The 18,830-nt window shown below is 70.4% G+C and carries 14 protein-coding genes, 1 tRNA gene and 1 pseudogene; 4 read left to right on the top strand and 12 right to left on the bottom strand.

Going from position 1 to position 18,830, the window contains the following annotated elements; translation table 11 throughout:
- Positions 1-155: 155 nt before the first annotated feature.
- A pseudogene (locus BW982_RS18705) lies at positions 156-671 on the top strand (recombinase family protein); the annotation flags it as partial.
- A gap of 601 nt (positions 672-1,272) precedes the next feature.
- Here the strand turns inward: BW982_RS18705 and BW982_RS14305 are convergent.
- From BW982_RS14305 to BW982_RS14290, 4 genes are all read right to left on the bottom strand, one after another.
- Positions 1,273-1,349 (bottom strand) — tRNA-Pro (locus BW982_RS14305).
- A gap of 109 nt (positions 1,350-1,458) precedes the next feature.
- Positions 1,459-2,976, bottom strand: coding sequence for a hypothetical protein (locus tag BW982_RS14300; RefSeq protein ID WP_139327471.1), 1,518 nt, complete (start codon positions 2,974-2,976; stop codon positions 1,459-1,461).
- A gap of 114 nt (positions 2,977-3,090) precedes the next feature.
- Positions 3,091-4,014 carry a metallophosphoesterase gene (locus BW982_RS14295; protein WP_076494320.1) on the bottom strand — a complete coding sequence of 308 codons (924 nt, stop codon included), beginning with the start codon at positions 4,012-4,014 and terminating at the stop codon, positions 3,091-3,093.
- On the bottom strand, positions 4,011-6,728 hold the full coding sequence (locus BW982_RS14290) for a transglycosylase domain-containing protein (RefSeq protein WP_076494318.1): 2,718 nt from the start codon (positions 6,726-6,728) through the stop codon (positions 4,011-4,013). Before BW982_RS14290 ends, BW982_RS14295 begins: the two co-directional genes overlap by 4 nt.
- A gap of 109 nt (positions 6,729-6,837) precedes the next feature.
- Here BW982_RS14290 and BW982_RS14285 point away from each other — a divergent pair, with 109 nt between their 5' ends.
- Together BW982_RS14285 and BW982_RS14280 are read left to right on the top strand one after the other, a co-directional pair.
- Positions 6,838-7,056: a Sp36 family protein gene (locus tag BW982_RS14285; RefSeq protein ID WP_026095616.1), complete on the top strand. Its 219-nt coding sequence runs from the start codon at positions 6,838-6,840 to the stop codon at positions 7,054-7,056.
- Positions 7,053-7,520: a RidA family protein gene (locus tag BW982_RS14280; protein ID WP_076494317.1), complete on the top strand. Its 468-nt coding sequence runs from the start codon at positions 7,053-7,055 to the stop codon at positions 7,518-7,520. The genes BW982_RS14285 and BW982_RS14280 overlap by 4 nt, the downstream gene beginning before the upstream one ends.
- A gap of 38 nt (positions 7,521-7,558) precedes the next feature.
- Here BW982_RS14280 and BW982_RS14275 read toward each other — a convergent pair whose 3' ends face one another.
- The 8 genes from BW982_RS14275 to acs form a co-directional block, all read right to left on the bottom strand.
- The gene (locus BW982_RS14275; protein WP_076494315.1) at positions 7,559-9,007 is read right to left on the bottom strand and encodes a cytochrome b/b6 domain-containing protein; all 1,449 of its coding nucleotides are present in this window, start codon (positions 9,005-9,007) and stop codon (positions 7,559-7,561) included.
- A complete protein-coding gene (locus BW982_RS14270; protein WP_076494314.1) occupies positions 9,004-9,972 on the bottom strand; it encodes an electron transfer flavoprotein subunit alpha/FixB family protein in 969 nt (322 codons plus the stop codon). The genes BW982_RS14275 and BW982_RS14270 overlap by 4 nt, the downstream gene beginning before the upstream one ends.
- A 10-nt stretch (positions 9,973-9,982) precedes the next feature.
- On the bottom strand, positions 9,983-10,759 hold the full coding sequence (locus tag BW982_RS14265) for an electron transfer flavoprotein subunit beta/FixA family protein (protein WP_076494312.1): 777 nt from the start codon (positions 10,757-10,759) through the stop codon (positions 9,983-9,985).
- A 95-nt stretch (positions 10,760-10,854) separates the two neighbouring features.
- Complete coding sequence (locus BW982_RS14260; protein ID WP_076494311.1) at positions 10,855-12,030, bottom strand: bifunctional 2-methylcitrate synthase/citrate synthase; 1,176 nt, start codon at positions 12,028-12,030, stop codon at positions 10,855-10,857.
- 2 nt (positions 12,031-12,032) lie between these two features.
- Positions 12,033-12,950 (bottom strand): methylisocitrate lyase, encoded by a 918-nt coding sequence (gene prpB, locus BW982_RS14255; RefSeq protein WP_076494309.1) that lies wholly within the window; start codon positions 12,948-12,950, stop codon positions 12,033-12,035.
- 127 nt (positions 12,951-13,077) lie between these two features.
- Complete coding sequence (locus BW982_RS14250; protein WP_076494308.1) at positions 13,078-14,604, bottom strand: MmgE/PrpD family protein; 1,527 nt, start codon at positions 14,602-14,604, stop codon at positions 13,078-13,080.
- Complete coding sequence (locus BW982_RS14245) at positions 14,601-15,263, bottom strand: GntR family transcriptional regulator (RefSeq protein ID WP_076494306.1); 663 nt, start codon at positions 15,261-15,263, stop codon at positions 14,601-14,603. Before BW982_RS14245 ends, BW982_RS14250 begins: the two co-directional genes overlap by 4 nt.
- A 169-nt stretch (positions 15,264-15,432) precedes the next feature.
- On the bottom strand, positions 15,433-17,400 hold the full coding sequence (gene acs, locus BW982_RS14240) for an acetate--CoA ligase (protein ID WP_076494305.1): 1,968 nt from the start codon (positions 17,398-17,400) through the stop codon (positions 15,433-15,435).
- A 470-nt stretch (positions 17,401-17,870) separates the two neighbouring features.
- On the opposite strand from acs, the gene BW982_RS14235 reads away from it, so the two are divergent.
- Entirely contained in the window at positions 17,871-18,812 is a 942-nt protein-coding gene (locus BW982_RS14235; RefSeq protein WP_076494388.1) for a TadA family conjugal transfer-associated ATPase, read from the top strand.
- The last annotated feature ends 18 nt before the right edge of the window (positions 18,813-18,830 follow it).

Below are 18,830 nucleotides of genomic sequence, written 5' to 3'. Positions count from 1 at the left end.
ATCCGCAACGCCCGCTCACGCATCTCCGGCGAGTACTTCCTGTTCATCGAGTTCCATCCTTGCTTGAAGAACGGAACGAAAGTCAGGCCGATTCAACGATCGGGCGCGCCAAGCTCGGCTACATCAACGACCGTGCGGAGTTCGATGGGCGCCTTGTGAACACCATCAGTCTCGACCAAGAACGCGCCCCGCTCATACGGTTCGCCTTCGAGCAGTATGCGACCGATCGGTACTCGGTCTGGCAGCTCGCTGGTCTTCTAAGTGACATGGGTCTCACTAGTCGGGGACCAAGAGACCGGCCAACCCGTCCGGTTTCGACCAGCGCGGTGGCAAAGATCCTTCGCGACCCGTACTACACCGGCATGCTCCCATACAAAGGAGAGCTGTATGCGGGGCGTCACCCCGCTCTTGTGACGCAGGAGACCTTCGAAGTCTGCCAAGCGATTCTGGACCGCCGGAATCGCCGTGGGGACCGCGATTTCATTCACTTCCACTACCTGAAAGGACTGCTGTACTGCGGGCTTTGTCGGACCGAGGGGCGTACTCGTCGCCTCGTCTACAGTCAGAGTCAGGGCAACGGGGGAGTGTACGAGTACTGGGTCTGCTCCGGCAAGACCCGCGATGGCTGCCGTCTTCCCTCGCTCCGTATGGAAGAGATCGAGATGGCAGTCGCGGCCGAGGTGGTCCGCGAAGGCTTGACCCCGGGTGATATCGCGGTGATGCGCGTGCAGTTGCAGGAGACCGCCGATGAGATGCAGGCTCAAGATCAGCGGGTGAAGGAGGCTTTGCGCTCAGAACTACGCAAGCTAGAGGGTCAGGAAGAGCGCCTGATCGAGCTCGCCGCCGACGGCGCCGTCTCGACGCCGAAGCTCCGCGAGAAGCTGAACGACATTACTCTGAAGAAGCGGGTGATTGCCGAGAAGCTCACTCACACGATCGAGCGTCTCACTGCGGGAGCCGAACGGGCGGCCGCTCAGCTCGATCTGTTGGAGCGCCCCGGACCGCTGTATCGAAACGCCGAAGGCAACGTACGCCGTGATCTCATCTCGGGCCTTTTCGAGCGGTTCGTCGTCACTGTTGATGAGGATGGCAGCCCTGCGCTGAGCAGCCAGCGCACTGTCGTCAACGGAGCCGTCCACGAGCTCAATCGTCGGAACCATGCCAGGAACACTCCGGCCAAAACGAAGAAAGCCTCCCGCGATTCTGCGGAAGGCTCTCTTACATCGTCCCTTCAGGCAAATTCTTTGTCCGAAGGTTGGAACATCCATGACATGGTCGGGGTGACAGGATTTGAACCTGCGGCCTCGTCGTCCCGAACGACGCGCGCTACCAAGCTGCGCCACACCCCGTGGCCAACCCTGTAAGTCTACCCCGTTCGCGACCGTGCTTCGAACCGGGGCGTCGGGCGGGCGCGTCGCCTCGCGGTCCGCGCATTCCCGACGCCCCGGTCGCGCCGTCTCAGGCGCGAGCGCCCGGCCGGCGACGCGCCACGAGAAGGGCGGTGAGACCGGCCGCCATCGCTACGGCCGCGAGGGTCCCGCCGGTGGCCAGCCCCGCGGTCGCCGCGCCCGTGGCCGCGAGCGCGGCAGCAGGGGGCGTCTGCGTGGGCGACGGAGCGACCGCCGGGGTCGCTGTCGCTGTCGGGGTCGGACTCGGGGTGACGGCGGGCGGTGGCGGGGCGACCAGCTGCTGCGTCTGCGCCGGGGTGGCGAAGCGTTCGACCCACGTGAACCGGCCCGGAAGGTGCGGAACGGTCTCGGCATCCTGATCGGCGCGTTCGATCCGCCAGACGGCGGTGTAGACCCCCGGCCCGGGAAGCGGACCGTCCGTCGCGGTGGTGTAGTTCCCGGCACCGATCTCGGGGTCGGTGAGGAGTTCGAGACGCGCCACCGGCTGCAGGCCGCGGGGGACCTCGGGGGACTCCGCCGGGAACGCCCCGGTGCGGTAGATGTCGGCGCGGGCGCGGATGCGCACGAAGGTGCCGTCGGCGAGTCGGGGCCAGACGCCCTCTCCGGAGGAGAACTGCACCTCGTCGACGAAGCGGCCGTCCTCCAGCCGCGCGTGCGTCTGGATGCGGGGGGAGAAGCGGACGGGGCGGGCCGCCGTGTCTTCCGCGGTGAGGTCGAAGCGCACCGGGCCGGCCGGGCCCGCGGACTCCTGCTGCCCCGGCGTGCTGAAGTACCGGATGGCCGCCGCGCGCACCGTGAACGCCCCACGGGCGCGCACCGTGTAGGGGCGACCGTCCGAGTTCGCGGGCGGGGAGGCCAGGATCGGGTAGGACGCGCCCGGGGTCACGCCGGTGCGGTCGGCGGAACCGGAGTCGGCGAAGACCGCTCCTTCGAGGTGGAGGCCGCCGGTGGCATCCGGATCGACGTCGGCCGTGACGGTCCCGCGCGTCGGATCGTTCGCGTCGACCGTCAGCGTGAGGGTTCCCCCCACCCGCGGTACGCGGATCTCCTGTGCTTCCGCGAGATACCGTTCCGCGCGATCCTGCACGGCCGCACTGTTCTCGGGGCTGGCGCGACGCATGATGTCGGCGATCGCCTCACGGAGCGAGTCGCCCTCGTAGCCCCATGAGTGCAGGGTCGTGTCGCGATCGACGATCGCCTTCACCGCCCAGCCGACGCCGGCGGCCTGGACCGGGTCGTCGGTCTGCCCGTAGGTCGTCACGAGGTGGTTGATCGAGACGAGCTGCTGGGGGGTCAGGCCGTTCACGTCCGAGGTCTCGCCGTGATCGGTCGTCGTTCCGGTCGCCACGGGAAGCCCCGGATGGATGCAGTAGGTGTGGACGTCGCCGACCCGCATGGAGCCGTGCCAGCCCGTCCACGACAGCGGAGCCCAGGTGCCGAAACCCGTTCCGCGTTCGGCGGCGTGGGCGGGCGCGGCGGCGAGCGCGGGGACGCCCACGACGGCGACGAGGGCGAGGGTGAGCGCGGTCAGCAGTGGACGGCGGCGGCGCGGGGGAGGGTGGTGCATCGAGTGTCCCTTCGGTCGAGGAGACTCGATCATGCGGTTTCGGTGGGTCGCCGAGATCGACGAAAGGGCCGATCCGTGGAGGGATCGGCCCTTTCAAGAGCGGGGGAGAAGGCGTCAGCGCGGCAGCAGCGTGAGCAACGTGGCCTCGGGGCGGCAGGCGAAGCGCACCGGCGCGTAGATGGAGTGCCCGAGCCCGGCGCTGACGTTCAGCGGAACGGTCCGGCCGCCGTGCGTCCATTCGCTGAGTCCCCGCGCCTGCTCCAGCGGCAGGTCGCAGTTCGAGACGAGCGCCTTCCGGCTGAAGGGGACGCGCACCTGCCCGCCGTGCGTGTGACCGGCCAGTAGGACGTCCGCGCCCAGATCGATGAAGCGGTCGAGCGTGCGTCGGTACGGGGCGTGCATCACGCCGAGCGTCAGGTCGGCGGCATCCAGGCTCGACAGCACCGGCGGAATGAGCTCGGGCCTGTCCCAGTTGCGGTGCGCGTCGTTGACCCCGAACGCGGTGATCCGCAGACCCTTCACCTCGACGAAGACCGCGGTGTCGTCGAGGATGCTCCAGCCGAGATCGTCGCTGAAGAAGCGGTCGAGCGCGTCGACGTCGAGATGCTTGTAATCCGGGACGTTGCTCGAGGGCCCCGTGAAGTAGCGCAGCGGATTGCGCGGCGAGGGCTCCTGGAAGTCGTTCGATCCGTGGACGACCAGGCCGGGCACGCCGCGCAGCGGGGCGAACGCGGTCCGGACGCCGGTCAGCCCGTCGCGGTGACCCAGGTTGTCGCCGGTGTTCACGACCAGGTCGGGCGCGAGCTCGACGAGTCGTGCCATCCACTCCTGCTTGCGGTGCTGCCACGGCGCCATGTGCGCGTCGGACACGTGCAGGATGCGCACGGCATCCGATCCCTTGGGCAGCACGCGCAGAGCGTGGTACCGGACCGTGAACAGATACCGTTCGACGCCCATGCCCCAGACGGCGGCGCCGACGGCCGCCGCCCCCGCGACCCCAAGGGGTGCGAGGGCGGCCTTCACGACGGGGTGCGTCACTGGCACTTCTTCTTCGCGACATCGAGCACGATCGCGGTGCTCTTGTTGGCGGAGGTTCCGCCGGCGGGGTTCGTTGCCGTCACGCGACCCTCTTCGGGGGCTCCACCGTCCTCTTTACAGCTGACCGAGAGGTTGTTGTAGCCGGCGGACTTGAGTGCCGCCTGGGCCGCGTTGAGGGTCTGACCGGAGACGTCGGGGACCGTGCCGCCCTGGCCGTTGCCGGGGCTGATCGTGATGGACGCGCCGGCCGGAGCCGAGCCGCTCGGGCTCTGTGCGGCCACGCGGTCGCCCCCGAACTCGGCGTCGACCGGGTCGCCCACCGTCACGGAGAAGCCTGCGCCCTGCAACGTCGACCGGGCGTCGTCGATACTGCGCCCGACGACGTTCGGCACGTCCTTGGTCACCGTGCGCAGGAGGTTCTGCGCGGGGTCGGGGAACCGGTCTCCGCCGTAGAACTCGTCGGCCGCGCTCTGCACCTGGCGGGCGACCGCGTAGCGCATGTCGCTCATCTGGTACCCGTTGGCGTACTTCCGGAACAGCGTCTCCCTGCCGCCGTCCCAGTTGCCGACCCAGACGGCCGTCGTGACGTTGCTGGACGACTCGATCATCCACGTCTCGTGGGCCTCGTGCGTACCGGTCTTGCCCAGCACAGGAGTGCCGTCCTGGGGGTTGGCGGTCTGGCCCGTGCCGCCGCTGCTCATGACGCCCTGCAGGGCGTAGGCGGCGGTGGCGGCGACCTCGGGGGTCAGCACGGTCTCGCAGGTGCGCTGCGGGATCGGACGCTCCGCCCCGTCGGCATCCGTCACCTTGTCGATCAGCTTGGGCTGGCAGTGCGACCCGCCGTTGGCGACCGTGGCGAAGGCGCCGGCCATGGCCAGGGGCGAGACGTTGTCGCTACCGATGACCTCGTTGGCGTTCTCCATCGTGATCGGCTTGCCGTCGCCGGTGGTGCCGACGCCCATCTTCTTCGCGACGTTGGCGATGTCGCAGAGGTCGAGCTGCGCGGCCATTGCCAGGTACCCCGTGTTCAACGACTCCTTCGTGAAGCGCAGGGGTGTGCCGTAGTAGCCCGGATTCTGATCGAAGTTCTCGATCTCGTACCGGTCGGTGTTGACCCAGGGGCCCGTGCACGAGTTCTTCATGTTGGGGACCGGCTGCAGGCGCCCGTTCAACTGTGCGTTGAGGGAGTTCCCCTTCTCGAGCCAGTCGACGAGGGTGAAGATCTTGAAGGTCGATCCTGCGTTGAAGCCGATGGAGCCGCCGATGTCGCTGTTGCCGGCGAACACGATCGAGCTGTAGGACGGATCGTTCTCCGACTGCGTCGGATCCTCGGGGAACTTCGTGTTCTGCGCGACAGCCAGAACACGCCCGGTCTTCGCTTCCAGGCTGAGCGCGGTCGAACCGAGCTTCAGCCGGTCGTCACTGGACGGCACGACGTCGTTCATGGCGTTCTGCGCCGCCTCCTGCATCCGCAGGTCGAGCGTCGTCTGGATGGTGAGTCCGTCCTGACGCAGTGCCTGGACACGATCGTCGTCCTCGGCGCCGAAGGCGGGGTCGCTGAGGATCGTGGACACGACCAGCTGGCAGAAGTAGGGCGCCGCCGACACCGCGCACCCCTGAGAGGTCGTGGTCAGGTTCGGGGTGATCGGCTCGAGCGCGTACTGGACGAACTGCTCGTGCGTGATCTTGCCGTCGTCCTCCATGCGGCTGAGGACGTACAGCTGGCGCCCCTTCGTCTCGCTGTACCCGTCGGCGGCGGTGACGAGCTGCTCCTGCGTGATCTCGCCGTTGTCGCGCAGCGTGTACAGCGCCTGGATCGTGCTCTGTTCGACGTCGTCGATCGAGCCGTCGGGCTGCTTGTTGGAGGCGACGCCGTCGGCGTCGACGATGGAGCCGTCGGGCAGGTCGATGCGGAAGCGGTTGGGGTTCTGCACCATGCCGGCGAGGACCGCGGCCTGGCCGATGTTGAGGTCGGCGGCCGACACGTTGAAGTACCGCTTGGCGGCGGCGTCGATGCCGTAGGTCACGCCACCGAAGTTGGCGATGTTCAGGTAGCCGAGGAGGATCTCGTCCTTGGTGTACTGCTTCTCGAGCTGCACCGCGTAGCGCATCTCCTGCAGCTTGCGCTGGTAGCCCTCGACGCCGTCGGCCTGGATCGCCTCGAGCGCGCACTTCTGCAGCGCTTCGTCGCGCGTCATTGCCGGGATCGCCGGGGTGGTGTCGGTGGCCTCGACGGCGTCGGTGGCCCGGGCGCTGCGCTCGCAGCGCTGGACGAGCACGTTCTTCACGTACTGCTGGCTGATCGAGGAGCCACCCTGGGTCGCCCCGCCGGCGGCGTTGCTGAGGAGCGCGCGCGTGGTGCCGATGAGGTCGACGCCGCCGTGCTGGTAGTAGCGGGGGTCTTCCGACGAGAGGATCGCGTCGTACATGACCGGGTTGATCTGATCGAACGTCACCGGCGAACGGTTCTGGTCGTAGAACTTCGCGAGGACCTGGTCGCCGGCCATGAGGGTCGTCGGCAGCATCAGCTTGTCGGGCTGCAGGTAGCTCGGCATGTTGTCGAAGATCGTGATCGCACTCGACGCGGCCAGGCCCGAAACGGCGATCGCCGGGGTGACTGCCGCGGTCACGAGGAGGCCGGCGGCTGCGCTCAGGCCGACGAGGCCGACGATGCCGCCGAGGGCGCCGCTGGCCGTACGTTTGTTCTCAGGCATAGGCTTGATGCTAAGCGACGTTGCTGGGCGATGCCTCGAAGGCGTGCGCTCGCGCGCGTACGCGTCCACCCTCTCGCTCGACCGCCGAGCCGACCCGCCGGGAGCCCCGATGACCACGTGGGAATACCTCACCACGCCGCTACTGATCCACAACACCGCTGCGATCCTGAACAACTGGGGAAAGCAGGGCTGGGAGCTCGTCCAGGTCGTGACCGGCCCGGAGGGCGGCCTCGTCGCGTACTTCAAGCGTCCCGTGGGCGGCGGTGAGGCCAACGCCGGTCTCGGTGCCGCCGCGACCGCCGCGCGCCAGTTCGAGGGTCAGCAGTGAGCGTCTCGGAGCGCCTGGCGGCGCTGGGCGTCGAGGTCCCGGGCGTCGTCCCGCCGGTGGCGTCCTACATCCCCGCCAAGCGCCACGGCGACCTCGTGTACACCTCCGGTCAGCTCCCCATGGTGCAGGGTGCGCTGCCCGCCACCGGCAAGGTCGGTGAGGGCGATGGACTCGTGTCGCCGGCGGATGCCAAGACCTACGCGCGGCAGAGCGCACTCAACGCCCTCGCGGCCGCCGCGTCGCTCGTCGGCGGTGTCGACAACATCACCGGTGTCCTGAAGATCACCGGGTTCGTGGCATCCGTGCCCGAGTTCACCGGGCAGCCGGGCGTCATCAACGGGGCGAGCGAGTTCCTCGGTGAGGTGTTCGGCGAAGCCGGGGCGCACGCGCGTTCCGCCGTCGGTGTCCCCGTCCTGCCGCTGGACAGCCCGGTCGAGGTCGAGGTCGTCTTCACCGTCGTCTGACCCCCGGAGCGCCTCCGGGCAGCCCGTCCGCGTTCGCTTCAGCGCGTCCCGACGTTGCCGAAGAGCCGGGCGATCGGGGCGATCACGAGCGGCCGTGCGGCCAGCCATCCGGCGGCGATCACCGCGATCGACGCCGCGAACAGCGCCACCCCGAGCCATCCGTCGCCGTCCTGTGCGGCGTACATGTGACCGAGGTTGCGTCGTGCGCCCGTGGCGAGCACGAGCCCGACGTGCACGACGGTGAACGCGACGAAGAACAGCATGACGGGGTAGTGGACGGCGCGCGCCCACTCCACGGGGTAGGCGCGGTTGAGGCGCGGCGCCTCGCGCGGCCACACCCCCGACATGCGGACCCCGGTGACGATCGCGAGCGGGGCGGCGACGAACACGATCGTGAAGTACGCGAGCTGCTGCAGCGCGTTGTAGTTCAGCCATCCGTTCTCCGTCGGCCAGTCCAGCGACACGTACTGCGCGGCCGCGCTGAGGGCGTTCGGGATCGCGTCCCACGACGTCGGGACGATCCGCATCCACTGGCCGGTCGCGAACAGCAGGACGAGGAACACGACGCCGTTGGTGATCCAGAGCACGTCGAGGGCCTGGTGGAGCCAGAGGGTCAGACTGATCTTGTGCCTCGGATCGCGGCGTGACGACCAGAACGCGGTGGGGCGTTTCTGGTGTCGCACCTGGAGGCCGGAGCGCACGATCAGCACGAGGAAGAACACGTTGAGGAAGTGCTGCCACCCGAGCCACGGGGGGAGGCCCACGGGCGCGGCGGCGGGAAGCGGGTATTCGCCCGGGTAGGCGGCGAGGAACGCCGCGCCCGCCGGTGTGCTGAGGAGCCAGCGGGTCAGCAGCACGAGCATTCCCGCGGCGATTCCGAGCCCGACGGCGCCGACGAGGAGCAGCCCGGTGCGCCGGGGGGCCTCGACCTCCGTGGGGCGTTCGCGGCCGAGACGCTCGGCCCGGAGAGCGCTCCACCGCTCGGATGACACGGTGGGGAAGACCGTTCGCCGCCCGCGCAGCGGGGGGCGCGTCGGGACGGATGCCGCGGGGGCGGCGGATGCCGGGGGAGCGGCGGCCGTGCTGCGGGGCGTCGGCGCGGGCTCGTGCGCGGCCGTGGTCGCGGCACCGGGGGATTCCCCGGGCGTCGCGGCGAGCGGGCGCGCGGAGGCGGGCGGCCACGGCTCGCCTCCCGCCACCCGGGGGAGGCCTCGCCGCACGCCCGGATTCGCAGCCTCGGCGATGGTGGGCTCGGTGGCCATCGCCGCGACCTCGGGGAGTGCCGGCGGCGTCGTCCCGGCGCGGGACGGCCCGCCGTCCTGCGGACCCTCCGCCCGACTCGCCGTGGATGCCACGTCCGCGGCGGCGTGTCCGGCTCGAACTCCGCGCGACGGCGCGGCGTCGACACCGACGACGTCGTCGTCGAGCGGCGGCCACGGTGCTCCGCCCGCGACCCGGGGGAGTCCCCGCCGCACGACGCTGCTCACGAACGCCTCGCTTCCAGCGCGGCGATCGCCTGGGGCACCACGGTGAACACGTCGCCGACGATGCCGAGGTCGGCGATGGCGAAGATCGGCGCCTCGGGGTCCTTGTTGACCGCGACGATCGTCTGCGCCGTCTGCATGCCCGCACGGTGCTGGATCGCCCCGCTGATGCCGAGCGCCACATACAGCCGCGGCGAGACCGACACCCCCGTCTGCCCGACCTGGGCCGCCGCGGCGACGTATCCGGCATCCACGGCCGCCCGCGACGCGCCCACGGCGGCGCCCAGCGCGTCGGCCAGCTGCTCCACCAGCGCGAACCCCTCGATCGAGCCGAGGCCCCGCCCGCCCGCGACGACGGCGGCGGCAACGCGCAGTTCCGGACGTGCCGAGGCCGACACGATCGGCTCGACGTGCTCGACGCGGGCCGTCGGAAGGCCCGAGGCGGTCACGGTGAGCGTCTCGACCGCGGCGTCCGGGACGGCTTCCGCGCGCGCGTCGATCGCGCCCGGGCGGACGGTGACGACGAGCGGCCCGAAGGTCGAGCCGGACGTGACGTCGAACCCGCCGCCGAACACCGAGTGCCGGGCGAGGACGCCGAGGTCGTCGCGTTCGAGGCCCACGGCATCCATCGCGAGGGGCAGTCGGCGACGCGCGGCGAACCGTCCGGCGGCGTCGCGCCCGTCGACCGTGTGCGGGACGAGCACCGCGGCGGGGGAGACCTGCGCGAACGCCGCGTCGAGGGCGTCGACGACGGGTCCGGTCAGGGCGGCGGGGTCGCCGGGGGCGACGAGGACGCGTTCGGCTCCCGCGCCGATCGCGTCGTCGGAGAGCGCGCGGGTGTCGCCGTCGGCCACGATCAGCGCGACCGCCGAGCCGATCCCGCGCGCCGCGCCGAGCAGGCCGGTGGCGGTCTTCGCGAGCCCGCCGGTCGGAGCGGTCTCGAGCAGGACCAGGATGGTGTCGGTCATCGTCGTCCCCTCACGCCAGTCGGTTCTCGAGGAGGAAGGCCGCCAGCCGATCCCCGGCGTCGCCCTCGTCGACGATCGTGGCCCCGGCCGCGCGCGGGGGCCGCGCGGCGACGGTCGTGAGGATCGACCACGGCGCCCGCGCCGGATCGGCGTCCAGCCCGAGATCGGCGAGCGAGAGCGTCTCGTACGGCTTCTTCTTCGCCGCCAGGATGCCTTTGAACGTGGGGAACCGGCCGTCCGGCAGTGCCTCAGTGATCGAGATCACGGCGGGCAGCGGTGCGGAGACGCGTGCCGTGGCGGACTCGGTCGTCCGGGTGCCCGTGACCGTGGCATCCCCGATGTCGACCGCCGACAGCGACGTCGCGTGCGGCACGCGCAGGTGCTCGGCGAGCATCGCGGGCAGCACTCCGCCCGCGCCGTCGGTGGAGAGGTTGCCGGCGATGACGAGATCGAAGCCGATGTGCGTGAGCGTCGCCGCGAGCACCTCGGCCGTCAACGACAGGTCGGCGCCGCGCAGGGCGTCGTCCACGACGTGCACCGCGGAGTGCGCGCCCATGGCCAGGGCCTTGCGCAGCGTCGCCGTGGCGGACTCGGGGGCCATCGTGACGGCGACGACCTCGGCATCCGGATGCCCGTCGGCGAAGGCCAGGGCGACCTCCACGGCGCGCTCGTCGATCTCGTCGAGGACGTGATCGCTCTCGTCGCGCCGCGCGAGCCCGGTCTCGAGGTCGAGCCTGCGCTCGCCCCAGGTGTCGGGCACGTCTTTCACCAGGACCACGATCTTCATCGATCTCTCCTCGTCCGATCCCGCCGCGTCGCGGGATCCGTTTCACGGCCCCGGGTGCGGGGCCGACCTCACCGCCCCCGGTCGGGGCGGCGGGGTCACTGCGCTTCTTCGTCGCGGACGGCGGCCTCCCGCTCCGCGTCGGTGGCGACGTATCCGTCGATGTGCCGCTCGTCGACGCCGTTGTAGGCCGAGAGCGGACGGATGAGGGCATTGGATGCCGCTTGCTCGATGATGTGCGCCGTCCACCCCGTCACCCGCGCGGCGACGAACAGCGGTGTGAAGGTCGGGGTGTCGAACCCTATGAGGTGGTACGCCGGCCCCGACGGGTAGTCGAGGTTGGGGTAGATGCCCTTGCGCCCGACGAACTCGCCCTCGAGGGCGTCGTAGAGAGCCGCCAGGTCACCGGCCCCGTAGTGCTCGACGAGCGTGTCGAGCGCGGCCTTCATCGTGGGGACGCGCGAGTCGCCCTTCTTGTACACGCGATGCCCGAAGCCCATGATCTTGCGCTTCTCGGCGAGAGCGGTGTCGAGCCACGGTCCGACGTTCTCGGCCGCGCCGATCTCGTCGAAGATGTGCATGACCGCTTCGTTTGCGCCGCCGTGCAGGGCGCCCTTCAGCGCGCCGATCGCGCCGACGACCGCGGAGTACAGGTCGGCGGTGGTCGAGGTGATCACGCGCGCCGTGAAGGTGGACGCGTTGAACGAGTGCTCGGCGTAGAGCACCATCGACACCGCGAACGCGCGGGCGACGACCTCGTCGGCCTCCTCGCCGAACGTCATCCAGAGGAAGTTGCGGGAGTAGTCGAGGTCGGCGCGCGGTTCGACGAGTGCCTCGCCGCGGCGACGGCGCTGGTCGTACGCGACGATCGCGGGGATCTTGGCGAAGAGGAGCTTCGCCTTGGCGAGATCGGAGGCCGCGGAGTTGTCGGCCACCTCGGCCGCCGGGGCGAGCGCTCCGAGGACCGACACCGCGGTGCGGACGACGTCCATCGGGTGGGCGTCGAGCGGCAGCAGGTCGATCGTGGTGCGGACGGCCGCGTCGAGCTCCCGATGCGAGCGCTCGAACGCCTCGAACTCGGCGAGTTCGTCCCTGTCCGGCAGCTCGCCGTTCCACAGCAGCAGCGCCACCGCCTCGAAGGGCTGGGTCGGGGCGAGCTCCTGCACCGGATAGCCGCGGTAGAGCAGGCTGTTCGTCTCGGGGTTCACCTTGCTGACGGCGGTGTGGTCCACCGTGACGCCGGCCAGGCCCTTCTTGATCTCGATCTCGGTCATGCTCACTCCTTCGTGACTCGGCTGTCGGCGACGGTGAAGTCGAACACGTTCGCGTCGAAGCGCGAATACTGCTCGTAGTCGATCAGGTCGTACAGGTCGGCCCGGTGCTGCATCTCGCGGAGCTGCTCGCGCAGGTGCCCCTCGGATGCCAGCGCGTCCAGGCCCCGTCCGGCGGCACCCATCGCGAGCCGCAGCAGCGACACCGGCCAGATGACCATGTTCACGCCGGCGTCCCGCAGCTGGGCGGTCGAGAAGAGGTCGGATTTCCCGAACTCCGTCATGTTCGCCAGGATCGGCACGTCCAGCGCCGTGCGCATCGCCTCGAACTCGCCGAGGTCGCGCATCGCCTCGGGGAAGATCGCGTCGGCGCCGGCGTCGACGAGCGCTTTCGCGCGGTCGATCGCGGCATCCAAGCCCTCGACGGCCCGGACGTCGGTGCGGGCCATGATCAGGAAGTCGGGGTCGCGGCGGGCATCCACGGCGGCGCGGATGCGCTTGATCGCGGTGTCGGCATCCACCACGCTCTTGCCGTCGAGGTGGCCGCAGCGCTTCGGGTTCACCTGGTCTTCGATGTGGGTGCCGGCCAGCCCCGCGTCCTCGAGCGTCTGGATCGTGCGGGCGACGTTCATCGGCTCGCCGAACCCGGTGTCGGCGTCGATAATGGCCGGCAGCTCCGTCATGCGGGCGATCTGCTGTCCGCGGCTGGCGACCTCGCTGAGGGTCGTGAGCCCGATGTCGGGCAGCCCCAGGTCGGCGGAGATCACGGCGCCGGAGATGTACACGCCGTCGAAGCCCTTGCGCTCGATGAGCCGGGCCGACAGCGGGTTGAAGGCGCCCGGCATCCGCACGAGCTCACCGGATGCCAGCTTCTCGCGCAGCGCGCGACGCTTCTGCGCCGGGGTGGTCTGGGCGTACAGCATCAGCTCTCCTCCGACCCGCGTGCCGCGCTCCGGAGAATCTCGGCAGATCCACCTGCGCGGCGCTCCGAACGCGCGCCGGACTGCCGGATCTCCGGAGCCCGGGACGACGTGCCGCCGAGCCACCGCATCAGAACAGGCCCTTCGGCGCGGGGGCGAGGGCCAGCACACCGGGCTTGGCGACGATCGTGAGCTGCAGCACCTCTTCGGCGGTGAGCTCGGGCAGGCGCTGGGCGAGATCGAGGAAACGTTCGATCTCTTCGGCGGCGAGCACGGGCTCCGCGAGCAGCCGGAACTTGCGCACGTAGTCCTCGCGGGCGAACGGGCGGGCGCCGAGCGGGTGGGCGTCGGCGACGGCGATCTCGTCCTCGACGACCGATCCGTCGGTCAGCGTGAGGACGACGCGTCCGCCGAACGCCTTCTCGTTCGGGTCCTCGGAGTGGTAGCGGCGCGTCCACTCGGCATCCTCGGCCGTGGTGATCTTGTGCCACAGCTCGACCGTGTCGGCGCGGCCCGCCCGCTCGGGCGTGTACGAGTCGACGTGGTGCCATACGCCGTCCTGCAGGGCCACCGCGAAGATGTACGGGATCGAGTGGTCCAGCGTCTCGCGCGACGCGGTGGGATCGTACTTCTGCGGGTCGCCCGAGCCAGAGCCGATCACGTAGTGCGTGTGGTGGCTCGTGTGCAGGACCACGGATGCCACGTTCGCGGGGTCGCGCAGCTCGGGACGCTCGGTGCCGAGGCGCCGGGCGAGGTCGATCCACGCCTGCGCCTGGTACTCGGCCGAGTGCTCCTTCGTGTACGAGTCGAGGATGGCCCGCTTGGGCTCGCCCTCAGCGGGCAGCGGCACGTCGTAGGTGGCATCCGGGCCGCCCAGCATCCAGGCGATGACACCGTCCTCGCCCTCGTAGATGGGGGAGGGGCTGGTCTCGCCGCGCATCGCCCGGTCGACGGCTTCGACGGCCATCTTCCCGGCGAAGGCGGGGGCGTGCGCCTTCCACGTCGAGATCTCGCCCTTGCGCGACTGGCGCGTGGCCGTGGTCGTGTGCAGAGCCTGGCCGATGGCCTGGTAGATCGTCTCCTGGTCGAGGTCGAGCAGCGTGCCGATGCCCGCGGCCGCCGAGGGGCCGAGGTGGGCGACGTGGTCGATCTTGTGCTTGTGCAGCGAGATCGCGCGGACGAGGTCGATCTGCACCTCGTAGGCGGTCGCGAGCGCGCGGACCACCGCGGCGCCGTCCCGTCCGGCGTGCTGGGCGACGGCGAGCACGGGCGGGATGTTGTCGCCCGGGTGCGAGTAGTCGGCGGCGAGGAAGGTGTCGTGGTAGTCGAGCTCGCGCACGGCGACTCCGTTGGCCCACGCCGCCCATTCGGGGCTCGAGCGACGTTCGAGGGTGCAGCCGAACACCGTCGCACCGACCCCGCCGATCGACACGGCGTGGTCGAGCGCCTGCTGCCGGGCGGCGCTGACCGGCCGGCGGGTGAGCGAGGCGGCGGCGACCGCGGCGTTGTCGATGACGCGGTTGATGATCATGTCGACCACGTCGGCGTCGATTGCCACGGGGTCGACGGCGATGCGCGCGAGGGCCCACGCCAGCTGTCCCTCGCGCGCGAGGTTCTCGTCGCTGCGGTGGACGCGGAGGTGGTGGGTGATCGTCATGCGAGGGCCTTTCGGTCGGGCAGGGGGGCGGCGTCGTCGAGGGACTCGAGGATGCTCGTGAGGGCGTTGTGCAGGTGCACGTGGGTCGCGTGGGCGGCGAGGTCGCCGTCGCCGGCGGCGATCGCGGCGGCGATCAGCCGGTGTTCCGACACCGAGGCGGCGAGCCGCTCCGGCTGGTAGCGGGCGAGTCGTCGCACGCGTACGAGATGGGTGCGGACGCTGCGCAGTGCCGCGGTGAGGTAGTCGTTCGCGGCGGCGGCGTCGAGCGCCGCGTCGAACTCGGCGATGAGGCGGTAGTAGGCGTCGCGGGCGGCCTCGCCGTCGAGACGTGCGGCGTCGAATGACGTGACGAGGTCGGCGAAGTCCGCGGCTCGCGGCGAGGCGGCGGCGAGACGCGCAGCGGTCTCTTCGAGGGCGCGGCGCACGATGAAGAGGGACCGGATGTCATCGCCGTCGACCGCCGTGACCACCGTGACGCGCGGGGAGGCCTGGGCGACCAGCCCGTCGGCGGTGAGGCGCGCCAGCGCGGCGCGCAGGGGCGTGCGGCTCACTCCGAGGCGGGCGGACTGCTCGACCTCGCCGAGCACGGTTCCGGGCGGGAGCACGCCCGTCTGGATCTCGGAGAGGAGCGTGGCGTAGGCCCGATCGCTCGCGCGCATGGCATCCTCCTCGCCCTCGGTCCCCTCAGTGTATACACAAGGTCGGTGAAAGCGTGCCCGTGGCCTCGGTATTGCGCGCAACGTATACAGATGCGAGAGATGGCGAAGGTCCCGGATGCCACGCCTGCGGCATCCGGGACCTCCGGCGAGGGCGCTCAGTGCGTGCGGCTCACTTCACCTGCGCGCTGATGACGCTCATCACGGCGGTGTCGGCGAGCGTCGTGGTGTCGCCGACCTCGCGGCCCTCCGCGACGTCGCGCAGGAGTCGCCGCATGATCTTGCCCGAGCGGGTCTTGGGCAGTTCGCCCACGATGTAGACGTCGCGCGGGCGGGCGATCGGGCCGATCTGTTCGCCGACCCACTTGCGCAGTTCGTCGCCGAGGCCGTCGACGCCGTTCTTCTTCAGGTAGCGGCTCTTGATGATGACGAAGGCGACGACGGCCTGGCCGGTGGTCTCGTCGGACGCGCCGACGACGGCGGCCTCGGCGACACCCTCGTGTCCGACGAGCGCCGACTCGATCTCGGCGGTCGAGAGGCGGTGGCCCGAGACGTTCATGACGTCGTCGACGCGGCCGAGCAGCCACACGTCGCCGTCGTCGTCGAGGCGGGCGCCGTCGCCGGCGAAGTAGTAGCCCTTGTCGGCGAACTTCTGCCAATAGGTCTCGACGTAGCGGTCGGGGTCGCCCCAGATGCCGCGCAGCATCGACGGCCAGGGCTCGGTGATGACGAGCAGGCCGCCGTTGCCGTGGCCGACGGGTTCACCGGCGTCGTCGACGACCGCCACCGAGATGCCGGGGAGCGGTACCTGCGCCGATCCGGGTTTGGTCTCGGTCACGCCGGGGAGGGCCGAGATCATGATGGCGCCCGTCTCGGTCTGCCACCACGTGTCGACGATCGGGGCACGGTCGCCGCCGATGATGTCGCGGTACCAGATCCAGGCTTCGGGGTTGATGGGCTCTCCGACCGATCCGAGCAACCGCACCGACGACAGGTCGAAGCTCTGCGGCACGTCGCGGCCGATCTTCATGAACGAGCGGATCGCGGTGGGCGCGGTGTAGAACACCGTGACTCCGTGGTTCTGGATGAGCTCCCACCAGCGGCCCGGGTGCGGGGTGTCGGGGGTGCCCTCGAAGAGGAGCTGCGTCGCGCCGTTCGCCAGCGGGCCGTAGGCGACGTAGGTGTGGCCGGTGATCCAGCCGATGTCGGCGGTGCACCAGTAGACGTCGGTCTCGGGGTGGACGTCGTGCACGACCCGGTTGGTGAAGGCCGCCTGCGTGAGGTAGCCGCCCGAGGTGTGCAGGATGCCCTTCGGCTTCCCGGTGGTGCCGGAGGTGTAGAGGATGAACAGCGGGTTCTCGGCCGGGAACGCCTCGGCCTCGTGGTCGTTCGAGGCCTGCGGCACGACGTCGTGCCACCAGATGTCGCGCTCGTCGGTCCAGTCGACGTCGTTCTCGCCGCGCCGGACGACGAGCACGTGCTCGACGGTCTCCTGGATGCCGGATCCGTTGCGGTCGGCGAGGGCCTGGTCGACCGCGGGCTTGAGGGCCGAGACCTTGCCCTTGCGCCAGCCGCCGTCGGCGGTGATGACGAGCTTGGCTCCGGCGTCGTCGATGCGGGAGCGGAGGCTGTCGGCCGAGAAGCCGCCGAAGACGACCGAGTGGACGGCGCCGATGCGGGCGACGGCGAGCATCGAGGCGATCGCCTCGGGGATCATCGGGAGGTAGATCGCGACGCGATCGCCGCGCTCGATGCCCAGGTCGATGAGGACGTTCGAGAGGCGCTTCACCTCGTCGGTGAGCTCGGCGTAGGTGACGTTCCGCTGGTCGCCGGGCTCGCCCTCCCACCGGAGCGCGATGCGGTCGCCGTTGCCGGCCTCGACGTGACGGTCGAGGCAGTTGTAGGCGACATTGAGCTCGCCGTCGGCGAACCACTCGGCGAACGGCGGGTTCGACCAGTCGAGCACGGTCGTGAACGGCGTGTGCCAGTGGAGTTCGCGGGCCTGGTCGGCCCAGAATCCTTCGCGGTCGGCGGCGGCGCGCTCGTAAAGACTCGCGTCGCCCACGGCGTTCGCGGCAAATTCCGCCGAGGGGGCGAAACGGCGGGTCTCGTTGAGGAGATGATCGATCTGGCTGCTCATCTGGCGCTCCTTCGCGGTCGAGGCACGGCGCGTCCTCGCGCCACGGTCACGTTATCCCTCGTCCGTGAACGCCGGTTACCTCCGATAGTTGGGATCGGCCGGAAACGACCCGGCTGATATATCGCTCGCTTTTCGAGCCATTCGGTTCCTTCGACGGCTGCGGGCGGTTAGTCTTGTCTCTGCCCGAACATCGCTTCCGGCAGCGCGTCGGGGGGAGCCCCCCAATTTTTCCCCGGCGCGTGGCGGCATCCCTCGCCCCCCATTGACGGGATGCCGCCTCCTCTTTTTTCCGGGCCCGTTCGGCGGGCCGTCGGTTTCTCCCCAGGCCGCGAAGTCGCGGACCTCTCCACGGATGAGCCCCTCGTCACCACGCGGGGATGGGGGACTTTCCTACCGTCGTCGGTGTGATCTCCCCGCTCCTTCTCCCCGTTCCGGAATCCGCCGGCGTGGCGCATTCCGCGCTCGCGGAAATGCCCTCCGCATGGTCCGACCCCGCCCTGGCTTTTCTTCGTCCTTTCCTCGACGATCCCGCCGTCAGCGACGTGTTCGTCAACGGGGAGGACGGCCTCTTCGTCGACCGGGGAAGAGGGGCCGAGCGCGTACCGTCCTGGCGGGCGACCGAGGCCGAGGTGCGGCAGCTCGCCGTGCGGCTGATCGCGCTCGGGGGACGTCACCTCGACGACGCATCTCCGTGCGTCGACGTGCGACTCGAACGGGGAGTGAGGGTGCACGCGGTGCTCGCGCCGGTCGCCGTGCGCGGGACGGCGATCTCGATCCGTGTGCCGCGGTGGGACGCCCCCGACCTCGATTCTCTCGATGCGACGGGGATGTTCCCCGCGGGAGTCCGCACGCAGCTCGAGGCGCTGGTCGACGAGCGCTCGAACGTTCTGATCTCGGGCGCGACGGGGGCGGGGAAGACGACGCTGCTGTCGGCGCTCCTGACGCGCGTCCCCGCCGCCGAGCGGATCCTGACGATCGAGGAGGTCGCCGAACTCCGGCCTCGCCACCCCCATCACGTCGTCCTCGAGGCGCGACAGTCGAATCTCGAGGGCGCGGGCGGCATCGGGCTGACCCGTCTGGTGCGCGAAGCCCTGCGCATGCGACCGGATCGTCTCGTGCTGGGGGAATGTCGCGGCGCGGAGATCCGAGAGCTCCTCCTCGCACTCAACACCGGGCACGACGGCGGTGCCGGAACACTGCATGCCCGCGGACTCGCCGAGGTGCCCGCGCGGCTCGAAGCCCTCGGAGCGCTCGCCGGAATGGATGCCGTCGCCCTGGCGCGTCAGGCCGTCAGCGCCCTGCATGCGATCTTGCACGTCGAACGCCGCGGCGGACGGCGGCAGGTCGCCGGGATCGGCCGCCCCGTTCTGAACGGTGACCGGCTGATCGTCGAACAGGTCCGCTGCGCATGAGGACGCGAGCACGGTCCG

It is taken from the genome of Microbacterium sp. RURRCA19A (assembly GCF_900156455.1).
Classification (GTDB): Bacteria; Actinomycetota; Actinomycetes; order Actinomycetales; family Microbacteriaceae; genus Microbacterium.
The sequence above is the reverse complement of the archived record's forward strand: the minus strand, read 5'-3'. Positions and strand labels throughout refer to the sequence as shown.

What these genes read in the sequence shown, in the direction of transcription:
- BW982_RS14300 (WP_139327471.1), bottom strand. Translation starts at nt 2,976, where the DNA reads ATGCACCACCCTCCCCCGCGCCGCCGCCGTCCACTGCTGACCGCGCTC.
- BW982_RS14245 (WP_076494306.1), bottom strand. Translation starts at nt 15,263, where the DNA reads ATGCGCGCGAGCGATCGGGCCTACGCCACGCTCCTCTCCGAGATCCAG.
- BW982_RS14270 (WP_076494314.1), bottom strand. Translation starts at nt 9,972, where the DNA reads ATGACCGACACCATCCTGGTCCTGCTCGAGACCGCTCCGACCGGCGGG.
- BW982_RS14285 (WP_026095616.1), top strand. Translation starts at nt 6,838, where the DNA reads ATGACCACGTGGGAATACCTCACCACGCCGCTACTGATCCACAACACC.
- BW982_RS14265 (WP_076494312.1), bottom strand. Translation starts at nt 10,759, where the DNA reads ATGAAGATCGTGGTCCTGGTGAAAGACGTGCCCGACACCTGGGGCGAG.
- BW982_RS14235 (WP_076494388.1), top strand. Translation starts at nt 17,871, where the DNA reads ATGCCCTCCGCATGGTCCGACCCCGCCCTGGCTTTTCTTCGTCCTTTC.
- BW982_RS14250 (WP_076494308.1), bottom strand. Translation starts at nt 14,604, where the DNA reads ATGACGATCACCCACCACCTCCGCGTCCACCGCAGCGACGAGAACCTC.
- prpB (WP_076494309.1), bottom strand. Translation starts at nt 12,950, where the DNA reads ATGCTGTACGCCCAGACCACCCCGGCGCAGAAGCGTCGCGCGCTGCGC.
- BW982_RS14260 (WP_076494311.1), bottom strand. Translation starts at nt 12,030, where the DNA reads ATGACCGAGATCGAGATCAAGAAGGGCCTGGCCGGCGTCACGGTGGAC.
- acs (WP_076494305.1), bottom strand. Translation starts at nt 17,400, where the DNA reads ATGAGCAGCCAGATCGATCATCTCCTCAACGAGACCCGCCGTTTCGCC.
- BW982_RS14290 (WP_076494318.1), bottom strand. Translation starts at nt 6,728, where the DNA reads ATGCCTGAGAACAAACGTACGGCCAGCGGCGCCCTCGGCGGCATCGTC.